Annotated in this window: 9 protein-coding genes; 4 read left to right on the forward strand and 5 right to left on the reverse strand. The window is 64.9% G+C overall.

Translation table 11 applies throughout. The features are described 5' to 3' along the window. Positions 1-9: 9 nt before the first annotated feature. The 4 genes from M4J39_RS11985 to M4J39_RS12000 form a co-directional block, all read right to left on the reverse strand. Positions 10-3,522 (reverse strand): efflux RND transporter permease subunit, encoded by a 3,513-nt coding sequence (locus M4J39_RS11985; protein ID WP_251728138.1) that lies wholly within the window; start codon positions 3,520-3,522, stop codon positions 10-12. Next, positions 3,519-4,712, reverse strand: coding sequence for an efflux RND transporter periplasmic adaptor subunit (locus M4J39_RS11990; protein ID WP_251728140.1), 1,194 nt, complete (start codon positions 4,710-4,712; stop codon positions 3,519-3,521). The genes M4J39_RS11985 and M4J39_RS11990 overlap by 4 nt, the downstream gene beginning before the upstream one ends. Positions 4,713-4,787: 75 nt before the next feature. Continuing rightward, positions 4,788-5,459 (reverse strand): TetR/AcrR family transcriptional regulator, encoded by a 672-nt coding sequence (locus M4J39_RS11995; RefSeq protein ID WP_251728141.1) that lies wholly within the window; start codon positions 5,457-5,459, stop codon positions 4,788-4,790. A gap of 983 nt (positions 5,460-6,442) precedes the next feature. Then, the gene (locus M4J39_RS12000) at positions 6,443-6,778 is read right to left on the reverse strand and encodes a hypothetical protein (protein WP_251728143.1); all 336 of its coding nucleotides are present in this window, start codon (positions 6,776-6,778) and stop codon (positions 6,443-6,445) included. 251 nt (positions 6,779-7,029) lie between these two features. Here M4J39_RS12000 and M4J39_RS12005 point away from each other — a divergent pair, with 251 nt between their 5' ends. Further along, entirely contained in the window at positions 7,030-7,341 is a 312-nt protein-coding gene (locus tag M4J39_RS12005; protein ID WP_251728145.1) for a helix-turn-helix transcriptional regulator, read from the forward strand. A gap of 4 nt (positions 7,342-7,345) precedes the next feature. Next, positions 7,346-8,695: a type II toxin-antitoxin system HipA family toxin gene (locus tag M4J39_RS12010; RefSeq protein WP_251728147.1), complete on the forward strand. Its 1,350-nt coding sequence runs from the start codon at positions 7,346-7,348 to the stop codon at positions 8,693-8,695. Positions 8,696-8,799: 104 nt separating this feature from the next. On the opposite strand, the gene M4J39_RS12015 is transcribed toward M4J39_RS12010, so the two are convergent. After that, on the reverse strand, positions 8,800-9,378 hold the full coding sequence (locus M4J39_RS12015) for a hypothetical protein (protein ID WP_251728148.1): 579 nt from the start codon (positions 9,376-9,378) through the stop codon (positions 8,800-8,802). Positions 9,379-9,621: 243 nt separating this feature from the next. On the opposite strand from M4J39_RS12015, the gene M4J39_RS12020 reads away from it, so the two are divergent. Together M4J39_RS12020 and M4J39_RS12025 are read left to right on the forward strand one after the other, a co-directional pair. Continuing rightward, positions 9,622-11,436, forward strand: a complete 1,815-nt coding sequence (locus tag M4J39_RS12020; RefSeq protein WP_251728150.1) for an adenine deaminase C-terminal domain-containing protein — start codon at positions 9,622-9,624, stop codon at positions 11,434-11,436. Positions 11,437-11,938: 502 nt separating this feature from the next. After that, positions 11,939-12,211, forward strand: a complete 273-nt coding sequence (locus tag M4J39_RS12025) for an usg protein (protein ID WP_251728152.1) — start codon at positions 11,939-11,941, stop codon at positions 12,209-12,211. Positions 12,212-12,546 lie beyond the last annotated feature (335 nt).

Raw genomic sequence — 12,546 nt, forward strand, 5'->3', positions numbered from 1 at the left:
TCTCGGCCCTCACTCGGCGGCGAGCGGCGCGCCGTCCGGCCCCAGGAGCGTTGGCCTCGGCCCGACCGGCGTGGTCGAGACCAGATGGGGGCGGGCCGGCGCCGGCGGGTGGGCCTCGGTCTCCGCCTCGATCTCCGTTTCGTCGGACTCGTTGGGATCGGCGATCTTGCCGAACACCCAGGCGATGGCCCGGTTGAGCCGGTTGATCATCAGGTAGAAGGACGGGATGAACACCAGCGACAGCACGGTGGACACCAGCAGGCCGCCGATCACCGCGATGGCCATCGGCGCCATGAACTCGGCGCCCTGGCCGCCGCCGTGCGCCGCCGGGTACATGCCGGCCACCATGGCGATGGTCGTCATGATGATCGGGCGGGCGCGCTTGCGGCCGGCGTCGATGATCGCCTCGGTCTCGCTGAGGCCGTGCTTCTGACGCTCCACCGCGAAGTCCACCAGCATGATGGCGTTCTTGGTGACGATGCCCATCAGCATGAGGATGCCGATGATGACCGGCATCGACACGGCATAACCGGTGATGAGCAGCGCCGCCACCACGCCGCCAATGGACAGCGGAATGGAGCCGAGGATGGTGATCGGCTGGAACACGCTGTTGAACAGCAGGATCAGCACGATGAACACGATGGTCAGACCCGCGATCATCGCCACGGCAAAGGCCTCGAAGATCTCGGCCTGGATCTCGGCGTCGCCGGTGTTCTGGATGGTGACGCCGGCCGGGAAGTTCTTCACCGCCGGCAGGGCGTTGATCTCGTCGAGCCCCTGGCCGGAGGTGAAGCCCGGCATCATGTCGGTACCCACCTTGACGAGGCGCGCCCGGTCGTAGCGGTCGATGGTCGACGGCCCCTGCCCGAAGCCGATGTCGGCGACGGCCGACAGCGGCACCGGCGTGCCCGAGGCGGTGGGGATCTTCAGGGCGGCGAGCGTCTCGATGTTGCCGCGGGCGGCGGTGTCGAGCTGCACGCGCACCGGGATCTGCCGGTCGCCATCGGTGAACTTGGCAAGGTTGGCGTCGACGTCGCCGACCGTGGCGACGCGCAGCGTCTGCGACAGCGCATCCGTCGACACGCCGAGGTCGGAGGCGATGTCGCGGCGCGGCGTCACGCGGATCTCCGGCCGGGCGAAGGACGACAGCGCCGACGGGTTGGAGAACATCGGATTGCCCCGCATGTCCTCCTCGAGCGCCGCCGCCGCCTTGGCCACGGCCTCGCCGTCCTTGCCCAGCACGCCGACGGTCGCCTCGCGGTCGCCGCGCTCGTTGACGAAGAAGAAGCGGATGTCGGGGATGGTGCGCAGCACGTCCTGGACCTGGTACTCCATCTCCTTCTGGGTCCGCACGCGCTCGGTGCGCGGCAGCAGGTTGACGATGACGGCGGCGCGGCGCGTCTCCAGCGTGCCAGTCGGCGAGGTGCCGCCCATCACGAACACGCTCTTCACCTCCTCGAAGGCATGGAGACGGTCGGCGATGGTGTCGGTCACCACCTGCGTGTCGTCGAGCGTCGAGCCCGGCGGCAGTTCGATGGAGGTGACGATGCGCGCCTCATCGCCCGGGGCGAACAGCTCGGTCGGCAGCTTGGCCGCCTGCCCCATGGCGAACACGAAGGTGGCGAGACAGGCGATGATTGTCACCACCGGCATCACCGGCAGGCTCAACACATGGCCGCGCACGCGCACCTTCGGCGACCACAGCGTCACCTTCAGGAAGGCGGCATAGGCGCGCACGAAGGGGCCGCCCTCGTGCTCCTCGGGGTGCGGACGGGTGAGCCAGGCCGAGAATAGCGCGAAGAACACCACGCCCACCGCCATCCACAGCGCCGTCATCTCGCCGCCGGAGCGGGTGAGGAAGTTCACCGTGGCGTCGACGCCCTCAAAGATGCCCGAGCTCTCGCCCAGCGGGCCGCTGTCCTTCAGCCAGTAGACGCCGAAATAGGCCAGCACGCCGAACGGCACGAACCAGATGATCCGGCGCAGCGCCGTGCGCACGAAACCGCGATAGACGGGGCGGCCGTCCTCGCCGTCGCCGGTGTAGGGCGTCTTCATGAAGTAGGCGGCCAGCATCGGCGTGATCAGGCGGGCGGTGAGCAGCGAGAAGAACACCGCCAGCGCCACCGTCAGGCCGAACTGCCGGAAATACTGGCCGGAAATGCCGCTCATGAAGCTGACCGGCGAGAAGATGGCGATGATGGTCGTCGAGATGGCGATCACCGCGAGGCCGATCTCGTCGGCCGCCTCCACCGCTGCGCGATAGGGCTTCTTGCCGGTGCGGATGTGGCGGACGATGTTCTCGATCTCGACGATGGCGTCGTCGACCAGGATACCCGTCACCAGCGTGATGCCGAGAAGGCTGACCATGTTGAGCGAGAAGCCCAGCATGTCGAGCGCGAAGAAGGTGGGAATGGCCGACAGCGGCAGCGCGATGGCCGAGATGATGGTGGCCCGGATGTCGCGCAGGAACAGGAGGACGACGATGACGGCGAGCAGCGCGCCCTCGATCAGCGTCTTCATCGAGTTCTCGAAGCTGTTGTAGGTCTGCACCGTGGAATCGTCGATGCGCTTCATCGACACGCCCGGATAGTCCTTGGCGAGGCGATCCACCACCTTGCCGACGCCTTCCGACACCGAGGCGTCGCTCGCCCCCTTGGCGCGGTAGATGGCGAAGGCCACGGCCGGGCGGCCGTCGAGGCGGGCGAAGGACTTCGGCTCGGCCCAGTGGTCGACCACCTGGCCGACGTCCGAGAGGCGGATGTCACGACCGTCACCGAGCGGCAGCCGCGTCGCCGCGAGGTCGGCGAGCGTGCGGGCGCTGGCCAGCGTGCGCACGGCCTGCGTCTGGCCGCCCACCTCGCCCTTGCCGCCGGAGAGGTCGGCGTTGACCGACTTCAGCGCCGCGTTGACCTGCGAGGCGGTGATGCCGAGCGCCATCAGGCGGTCGGGGTCGATCTGAACCTGGATCTCGCGCTTGACGCCGCCCATGCGCTCGACGCGGCCGACGCCGCTCACCGTCTGCAGGTCGCGGATCACCTTGTCGTCGACGAACCAGGAAAGCTCCTCCGGCGTCATGGCCGGCGAAGCCGCCGCGTAGGTGATGATCGCCTGGCCCTCGACGTCGATGCGCCGGCTGACCGGCTCGTCGATGGTACCCGGCAGGTCGCTGCGGATCTCGGCCACCGCGTCCTTGACGTCGTTGAGCGCCCGGTCGGTGGCGACGTCGAGGTTGAACTCGACCACGGTGGACGACACGCCGTCGGTCACCGTCGAGTAGATGTGACGCACGCCGGAAATGCCGGCCACCGCGTCCTCCACCGGCTTGGTCACCTGCGTTTCCAGCTCCGAGGGCGCCGACCCGCCGTCGGTGATGGTCACCGAGATCAGCGGCAGGTCGATGTTCGGCATCATGGTGATCGGCAGCCGGGAGAACGAGTAGAGCCCCAGCGCGATCAGGCAGACGAACAGCAGGATGGGGGGAACCGGATTGCGGATCGCCCAGGCGGAAAAATTCCAGTTCATCCCTTCACTCCCGCGCTATCCGTCACTTGCGGCTTGACCTTGTCGCCGCCCCTCAGGAACGTTCCGGCCTTGGAAACCACCAGCTCGCCCTCGGCGAGGCCGTCGGTCACCTCGACGAGGCCGGCATCGGTGAGGCCGGTCTTCACCTCTCGGGTGTCGACGACGCCGTCCTTGACCACCTGCACCGTCGGCGTGCCGTTCTCGTCGCTCACCGCCGTCACCGGCAGCACCAGTCCTTCGCTCCTGGCCACCTCGATGGTGCCGCGCGCGAAGGCGCCGACGCGCAGGTCCTTGCCGTCCGGCAGGGCGATGCGCGCCTTGCCGAGCCGGGTTGCGGCATCGATCTTCGGCAGCACCAGACGCACCTCGCCCGCCACCGTGGAGTTCGACCCGGCGGGCTGCACCGTCACCTTCTGGCCGACCGCCAGTTCCGGCAGCAGCGTCTCGGTCACGTCGGCGTCGAGCTCGATGTCGCCGTCCTCGGCGATGACGAACAGCGGATCGCCGCTGGCCGAGGCGACCTGCCCCACCACCGCGTTGCGGCTGAGGATGAGGCCGGCGCGCGGGGCCTTGATCTCCGTCTTGGAGCGGCGAAGCTCCGTCTCGGCCCGCTGCGCCTCGACCAGCTTGCGCTGCGCCTCGGCGGCGCTCAGCGCCTCCTTGGCGACCTGGAGCTGGGCCTTGGCCTGTTCGGCCGCCAGCTGGCGCTGGTCGAAGGCGTCCTTGGCCATGGCATTGGTTCCCACCAGGGCCTGGGCGCGTTGGAACGCCTGGCTCGTCTGGGTCACCAGCGCCTCGGCCGAGGAAACCTGGGCGCGCGCCTGGGCGATCTGCGCGTCGGTGGAGGCGAGCTGCGAGGTGTTCTGGGCGAGCAGCACGTCGATGGTGTCGACGGCGAGGCGCGCCAGCACCGCCCCCTCCTCGACCCGGTCGCCGGCGTCGAAATGGATGCTCTCGATCTTCAGGCCCTCGACGCCCGGCGTCACCAGAACCTGCTCGCGGGCCACCAGCGTGCCCGTCACGATCACCTTCTGGCTGAGCGTCTGTCGGCTCGCCTCGATGACGCTGACGGTCGGCACGACCTCCTGCGTCGCGGCGGGTGCCGCGGCCTCGTCCTGCGCCAGCGCCGGCAACGTTACGATCGTACCGGCCAGCAGCGCGCCGGCCAGTGGCATGACCCAGAACTTCATCGCGGAACTTCCCCACCGCCGGTTGTTGCCGGCCTTGAAACATGAACAAAAGTTAATCTGCGAACACATGTGGCCTCACCCCGCATTTGCCAAGGGGTGAGCGGCTTTCGGCGCCTCATTTTCCAGGACGGCGGTGACAACCCGCGACAGGATGGTTTCGGCCCGCTCGACGTCGTAGTCGGGGTTGAGACCCATGCGCAGGATCACGCCGTCGGCGAAGGCGACCAGCGTCATCATGATCGTTTCGACATCGGCATCGGCGGCGATCTCGCCCGACGCCTTGGCCTGGGCGAACACCTCGTGCATCAGCTTGCGGTTCTCCACCTCGCACTTGGCGAAGAAGTCGGCCACCGCCGTGTTGCGCATGCTCTCGACATAGACCTCGAGCATCATCTGCACCGACCGCCGGTCGCGCATGGTGTCGATGTAGGCCAGGCCGCAGCGCAGCAGCCGGTCGTGCAGCGAGCCCGGCTCCAGCATGATCTCCAGAATGCGCCGGCCGGCGCACTGCTCCTCCTGGGCGATCGCCTCGATGATGGCGTCCTTGGAGGCAAAGTAGCGGTAGAGCCCGCCGGGGCTCATCTTCGCCTCGGCGCAGATCTCCTGCATCGAGGTGCGGTGGAAGCCGGCGCGCGAAAAACAGGTGCGCGCGGCGTCGAGGATGTGCGACCGCCGCTCGTCTTGCTGCGCCGTCAGGGCTTCGTGCCGCGCTTCGTGCCGCTCTGGCACCGCCATGCCATAGTCCATAGGTGTATCCCCTTGCGCACCCGAGGATGCGAACGAACGTTCGCTCCCATAGAATTGTGGCCGCGCCGCGTCAATGCAAGCCGCCCCACATCGTTCACCAGACGTTACCAACTGCCGCTCTCGCGGCTTGATTGGTATGACTTTTCCGCTAACGCCTTGCGGCAATGGCGATTTGTCGCCCCTTCGCCGCCACCGGGCCGAAAGACCGGATTGACCGATCGGTTCTCCGGCGTGATCGGCCAACATCGACCAATGGCCTCTGATCAAATACGGATATCGATAGTCACCTTTGTTTTTTGACTTGCGGCCTTATGAAATCGGGTTCATGCTCCTACCTGTCCGCAACAAACGAAAGGAGGTGACCGGTGAACCTAAGCAATCGATCCTCGATCGAGGCAAGACTTCGCTGGACAATAGCTTCCTTGAGCGACCTCCAGTTCTGAATGATTGCCTAACAATTCGTTGCGACAACCCCATGTATGTCGCACGAAAACTGACAATCTCGACCATTTGCTAAGAAATGGATCGCGATTGCCGGATCGAGGAAATGCGCGTGCCCCGTTTCATCCCGACCGGATGGAGCGGGGCATGTCGTTTTTGGCGGCTTGAGCAGATGGTTCCTCACGCGATGTTCAAATCGGCGTGATCGGGCTGATTTGGGCGGGAAGTACCGTTCCGCTCGATCTTGATTCATACAGCTTGAGCGGGCTTCGGCCCAAACGGCCGGCGTCCGGTCGGCGTCCGGTTGGGTGCTTCCGCCTCCGTCAGTCTCCACCCTGAAAGGTCGAAACCTGACGGAAGCGGCATGAGTGGCGCCGGGCTATGCGCTCGCGATCCCGTCGCACGGCCCGCCCTGGGGAACAGCCTCTTCCTGGAGCAATCTCAGCAAAAGTGGGAACCGGTTTTGCGTCCGAAATTGTAGCGAAACAAATGCTCCAGTCGCACGAAATGCCAGCTGAGAGCGGTTCGCCTTTCTCGCTGGCCTACCGCTTGGCGATGACGTCCCCCATACGCCCCTTGACCATCTCTTTGTAATAGAAATCACAGAACTTGGGACCAATCTTCTTGTAGTAGCGATTGATCAGTGCGGTCTGCTTCTTCATTTCCGCACGATATTTCTTGGCATCGATGTCGACGCCGTATTGCTTGGAAATAAGAGCAATCTTCTTCTTGTCGAAAACGTACCGGTCCTTGCACTTCTCCCCCAGCACCCTTGCGGCAGTGAGGTTGGATACGAGGGTGCTCTCCTTTTCCGTCAGCACCTGTGCCGAAGCCGGCGTGCAAAGCAACATGACGACCAGACATGCCCAAACTTTCATGGACTCCCCCTGAAACTTGTCCCACCGCGCCATGCTACCAGAAATTGCTCAGACGGCCATTGGGTGCCAGACGGATATCCGCCTCGCGCTTCGATCTGCTTCGACGAGACACGCCGATCTGCTCCCGTTCGGGAGCAATCCCGGTCAGATCCGCCAGATCGTCGCCGATTGCTCCCGTACGGTAACAACCACCGTTGAACCATCCCTTGATACGGCGTATGCTCCCGTACGGTAACAGTGCCGAGGCAAAGATGGCGAAACCGACGACAAGCACGCCCCTCGCCAAAGGGGAAGAGATCACGCTTCCATCCCCCCTCCGCGCCGCCGCGCCGCGTTCATCCGCCCGAGAGAGCGCGGTGATCGGCGAGGTCGCGGATCTTGGCGCGCTGGTCCGGGAGGCTCGGAAATCCAAGGGGCTTTCGCAACAGGCGTTCGCCGACCTCGCTGGCGTCGGCCGCCGCTTCGTCTCCGACCTCGAAACCGGCAAGGCGACCATCGAGATGAACAAGGCCCTGGAGGTCGCCCGGTCCATCGGCCTGGTCCTCACGGCAAGGAAGATCTGAGATCATGGCAACCCTTGACGTCCGGCTCGATGGTTTCCGTGACCCCATCGGCAAGCTCTCGCGCCTGCCATCCGGCGCCGTCGAGTTCGCCTACGCGCGCGACTACCTGCGCGACCCCGATGCCATCCCTCTCTCCCTCGCCCTGCCTTTGACGGACGAGCCTTACAGGGACGTTCAGGCGAGAGCGTTTTTCGACAACCTGCTTCAGGAAAGAGACCAGGCGCTCGCCTCGATCATGGGGCGCCACGAAATCTCCCGCGACGACATCGTCGGACTCCTCTTCCACATGGGCAAGGATTGCGCCGGCGCGCTCTCGGTGCTGCCCGAGGGGGCGCCGCCCGTGAAGGTGCCGGGCAACTACGACACCGACTACACGTCCCTCTCCGAGGCCCGCATGGAGGAGATCGTCGCCTCCCTGCATCGCCGCCGGACGCTGCCCGGCGACATGCACGACCCCTCCCCTCTGGCCGGGATGCAGTCGAAGATCGCCCTGACCGTGCTCCCCGATGGGCGCTTTGCCGAACCCGTGCAAGGCTCCGGCGCCCCGACGACGCACATTCTCAAGGTGCCGGACCCGGACCACCCAAACGACGCCCTTCACGAAGCCACGACCATGCGCCTGTCGCGGGACACGGGGTTTCCAACCGCCGACGTCAAGGTCATCCCCTTCTCCAGCGTCGACGCCTTGCTGGTGACGCGTTACGACCGCTCCCTGGATGAAGACGGCCGCGTGGTTCGCATCCATCAGGAAGACTTCGCCCAGGCGCTCGGGCTGCCCTCCTCGATGAAATACGAACGTCGTGGAACGCCCGAACGCCGCTTCGATGTCGGGGGCATCGCGCGTGTCCTGAACTCGACATCCAGCCCGGCCGAGGAGCGGCTGTTCTTCATCAGAGCCACCATCTTCGATCTTCTGGTCGGCAACGTGGACGGCCACGCCAAGAACTTCGCCACCCTTTACGGACACGGAGGCGCGAGCCGCCTGTCGCCACGCTACGACGTCATGCCGACCCGCCTCGACACCAACCTGACCGACGAGCTGGCCTACAGGATAGGGAATGCGAACAGGATCGGGGACATCGGCTCCGATGAATTCGACGACTTCCTGAAACAGCTCGGCATCGCAACGGGAGCCGCCCGCAGGCGCCTGCGCGACACGCATGTCCCGGACATCGCAAGGCAACTCGCCAGCCACCTCGGGGCGCTCGACAAGGCGAACCTGAAGAAACTGGCCGACCTCATCGCCGCCAACACGAAAACCCTGCTGGGAGCCCTGAGCATCGAAGTCCCTCCCGAGGCGGCCAACCGCGACGCCTATGTCGTCAAGGGCGGCGGCTGGGGCCTGGGCTCATAGACCGGAAGCGGAGGAGAAGGTCGGTCGTCCGGAACTGGAATGCCGGTCTTCGAGCGCAAACTCCTGTCGGGTAAGGCGACCGGTCCAGCAGGCTACGTCGAGCCTCAGGTCCCAACACCTGTGCGACGTCTCAACAAAAAGCGCAGCAGCACAACGAAGAGCCCAAGCGCCAGCACGCCAACCGTGCAGCCAAACCACATGATCGCCCGTGCATCGCTGCATTGATTTCCGAACGGGCAAACATGTTGCGAGTCCGACCACGCTACTAACGCGACGAGGAAGAAAGGCGCCGAAACGGGCAGCAGCAAGAAACATAAAACGCCCGCATAAGCCTCCAGCGAATCCCTCACTTCCGCAGGAAGAAAATCGAGCATAGACTCGTGATTTCCGATCGAACTCGCCGGCCTTTTCAAGAATGAGATCAGAGAATAAACCAGCACAGCAAACACGAGAGCGGCCGCCAGAGCGTAGAAAGCGTGGATATACGGCGGATCATAGCAAGGCGAGCCGAACGTGTGCGTCGCCTTGTCGGGATACTCTTCCAAGCAGATGGCCTCAACCTCGCCATCCACCCCTCTCCCCAAGGCGGCAAATGAAAGCACGAGGAACAGCAGAAGAAGCAACTCGTTGAGCGCAAAAAGGAAAACCGCGACCAGTGCTCTCTTGTAAATCGTAGCGGACATTGTTCCGAACAATCTTTGGCCGTGTGAATACGAGATCGGAGATAAAGCGCCGCGCCGCATCCCTTGCACGCCAGTCGCTCCCGTCGGGGTTGAACGCTACCCTGGCAGACTTATGGCGGCAATTGTCCGTCCATCCGCCCCACCTCGACTTTCAGCTTTGAATCGCCTCATCCGGCGTTTACCATGGCTTGGCCCCGATCGGCCCGGCCGGTGGGGCTTTGTTGAATAGAGCCCGAGGTCCGGATGTCCAGTACCGCCAAGCCGACGCGTTTTTCCGTCAAGCCCTTGCACCTTCTGACCCGTCGCCTGGCCGACGTCGCGTCCGGCCGCGCCGACCCCGACCTGGTGATCACCGGCGCCCGCGCGCTGTCCACCTATTCCGAGCGCATCCTGAACGACCGCGAGATCTGGATTTCCGGCGGGCGCATCGCCGCCGTCAAGGAAGCCGGCAGCTATCGCGGCGGCTCGGCCTCCATCTACGACGCGCAGGGGGGCATCATCGGCCCCGGTCTCGTCGACCCGCATATCCACATCGAAAGCTCGATGGTGACGGCCTGCGCCTATGCCGAGGCCGCGCTGCTCAACGGCACCACCACCATCTTCTGCGACAGCCACGAGATCGGCAACGTGATGGACGTCGCCGGCATCGAGGCGATGATGGAAGACGCCCGCGAGGCGCCGCTCTCCATCTTCCACACGCTGGCCTCCACCGTGCCGGCCACCTCGCCCGAGCTGGAAACGGCCGGCGGCGACCTGACGCCGGAGAAGATCGGCGCGCTGTTCGACAAGTGGCCCGAGGCCGTGGCTCTCGGCGAGAAGATGGACTTCGTGCCGGTAACCATGGGCGACGAGCGCAGCCACGCCATCATCGCCGCTGCTCTCAGTCGCGGCCGCCCCGTCTCCGGCCACGTCTATGGCCGCGAGTTCGTCGCCGCCTATGCCGCCGCCGGCGTCACCGACACCCACGAGGCCACCGACCGCGACATCGCCGACGACCTTCTCGAAGCCGGCGTCTGGATCTTCCTGCGCGGCGGCCCGCCGACCACGCCCTGGCACTCGCTGCCCGAGGCGATCAAGACGATCACCGAGCTGGGCGCCTCGCCGCGCCGCGTCGCCGTCTGCACCGACGACCGCGACGCCGAGGACCTCCTGGCCTTCGGCCTCGACTGGGTGGTGCGGCAGGCCTACCGCATCGGCATTCCGCGCACCACCGCCTGGGCGATGGGCTCGATTTCCGGCGCCACGCGCTACGCCATGGACGGCGAGATCGGCGGCCTCGGTGGCGGCCGGCGCGCCGACCTGGTGCTGCTCGACGACGACCTGGTGCCGCAGTCGACCTGGTACGGCGGCGAGCTGATGGTCGACCGCCGCGCCATCACCCCGACGCTGGAATCGACGCTGGAAGCGCGCTACCGCTACCCGGACGCCGCCTACGCCACCATCCATCTGCCCAAGGAGCTGAAGCTGACGCCCGATCTGCCGACGGCGCCGGTCACCGCCAACGTCATCCGCGCCGAGCTGCCGGGCATCGTGCTGAAGCATGTCAAGATCGAGCTGGAGCCGGCCAACGACTGGCAGACGCTGTTCGACCGCCACGACCTCGCCTTCGTCACCGTTGTCGAGCGGCACGGCAAGTCGGACGGCAACGTGGCGCGCGGCCTTCTGCAGAACTTCGGCCTGAAGCACGGCGCCGTCGCCTCTTCGGTCGGCCACGACAGCCACAACATCATCATCGCCGGCACCAACGAGGCCGATATGGCCGTGGCGCTCAAGGCCATCGAGGCCGAGCACGGCGGCATCTGCGTGGTGCGCGACGGCGTGGTGACGGCCATGGTGCCGCTGCCGGTGGCCGGACTGATGTCCGACAAGCGCGTCCACCTCGTCGCCGGCGAAGTGCAGGCGCTGAAGGTGGAGTGGGAGAAGGCCGGCTGCACCCTGCCCTACATGGGCTTCAACCTGATCCCGCTATCGGTCATCCCGGAAATCCGCATCACCGACAAGGGCATGGTGCTGGTGCCGGAAATGACCCAGGTGCCGCTGTTCGACGCGGCGGAGTGAGACGCCTGTTCCGGAATGCGGTCCTTCCGCCACGGCGGGGGATGCGCCTTCGCGAATGTGGAGATGACAGGGTGATATAGAGGGAGCGCGATATTGGCCCCTCGCTCCATCCTGCCTGAGGTCCTCGCTTTCGCAAGGATGACAATTTATATAGAGGGGACAAACGGTTACCCGCTCGCAAGGTTCTCTTGCGGTAGAGCCCAGTGACCACGAGGGACACAGCAACTTATGTAAGGGCGCAAACCGCTCCCGATTGTTCCCCATATATCAGGCCGTGATCCTTGCGAAAGCGAGGACCTCAGGCAGGATGGAACGAGCGGCCGATATCACGCTCCTTGGCGCCGCATCGCCCACCCTTGCGCTCTCCACATCACCATCAATAAGCTGGCAGCAGACACCCTAAACGAGTGCTAAATAATTGATAATACTCACGTATATTCTTGATTTTCTGCCGCCACATTGTTAGCCTGCTCCTGTTTTTGGAGATCGTGCGAGGTGCCAGATGCTGGTTTCCCCTGAGTTCCGCAAACAGGTTGAAGGCTACGGTCTGACGACCGCCGAAATCCTCTACTACCGCCCCGATGCCCCCAGCCTCCTGCAGAGCTATGTCTGGCAGGACCTGGACATCTTCCCCGACTTCCCGACGCTGCGCCGCTTCCTGGATTTCTGGACGAAGAAGCTCGACGGCCCCTTGCATTCGGTGCAGGTCGCCCACAACCGGCTGATCAGGCCGGCGGAATTCGTCATGCGCGACGGGGTCTACACGCTGAACTGAGACCGGCCAGTCCTCCGCCGACACCGCCCGATGGAACCCGGGCAGCGCAGGGCGATCGCCGTCTCGCGCCCCTACAGGGCATGACGGAACGCGACATCTTGCCGCGTGGCCGGGGAAACTTCACTGTTTCTCGTAGTGACCAACTAAAGTCTATGTCCATTGATAAGAATTTCCATCGTCTTCAAATCGCGTAGAGGTAATTGCTACGTGACGGGTTAATCCTATGGTTACGCCGCCCTCGTATTGTCCGCAAGAATGAGCGGCAAACCGACGTGATCGCTCAGATCGGCAGTGGAACCAATGGGTATCAGGTCACCAGTATTGAGGGCATGCTT

The organism is Pleomorphomonas sp. NRK KF1 (assembly GCF_023721755.1).
Classification (GTDB): Bacteria; Pseudomonadota; Alphaproteobacteria; order Rhizobiales; family Pleomorphomonadaceae; genus Pleomorphomonas.

Bases quoted from the DNA above. Each gene is read 5' to 3' on its own strand.
- M4J39_RS11985 (WP_251728138.1), bottom strand. From the start codon at position 3,522: ATGAACTGGAATTTTTCCGCCTGGGCGATCCGCAATCCGGTTCCCCCC.
- M4J39_RS11990 (WP_251728140.1), bottom strand. From the start codon at position 4,712: ATGAAGTTCTGGGTCATGCCACTGGCCGGCGCGCTGCTGGCCGGTACG.
- M4J39_RS11995 (WP_251728141.1), bottom strand. From the start codon at position 5,459: ATGGACTATGGCATGGCGGTGCCAGAGCGGCACGAAGCGCGGCACGAA.
- M4J39_RS12000 (WP_251728143.1), bottom strand. From the start codon at position 6,778: ATGAAAGTTTGGGCATGTCTGGTCGTCATGTTGCTTTGCACGCCGGCT.
- M4J39_RS12005 (WP_251728145.1), top strand. From the start codon at position 7,030: ATGGCGAAACCGACGACAAGCACGCCCCTCGCCAAAGGGGAAGAGATC.
- M4J39_RS12010 (WP_251728147.1), top strand. From the start codon at position 7,346: ATGGCAACCCTTGACGTCCGGCTCGATGGTTTCCGTGACCCCATCGGC.
- M4J39_RS12015 (WP_251728148.1), bottom strand. From the start codon at position 9,378: ATGTCCGCTACGATTTACAAGAGAGCACTGGTCGCGGTTTTCCTTTTT.
- M4J39_RS12020 (WP_251728150.1), top strand. From the start codon at position 9,622: ATGTCCAGTACCGCCAAGCCGACGCGTTTTTCCGTCAAGCCCTTGCAC.
- M4J39_RS12025 (WP_251728152.1), top strand. From the start codon at position 11,939: ATGCTGGTTTCCCCTGAGTTCCGCAAACAGGTTGAAGGCTACGGTCTG.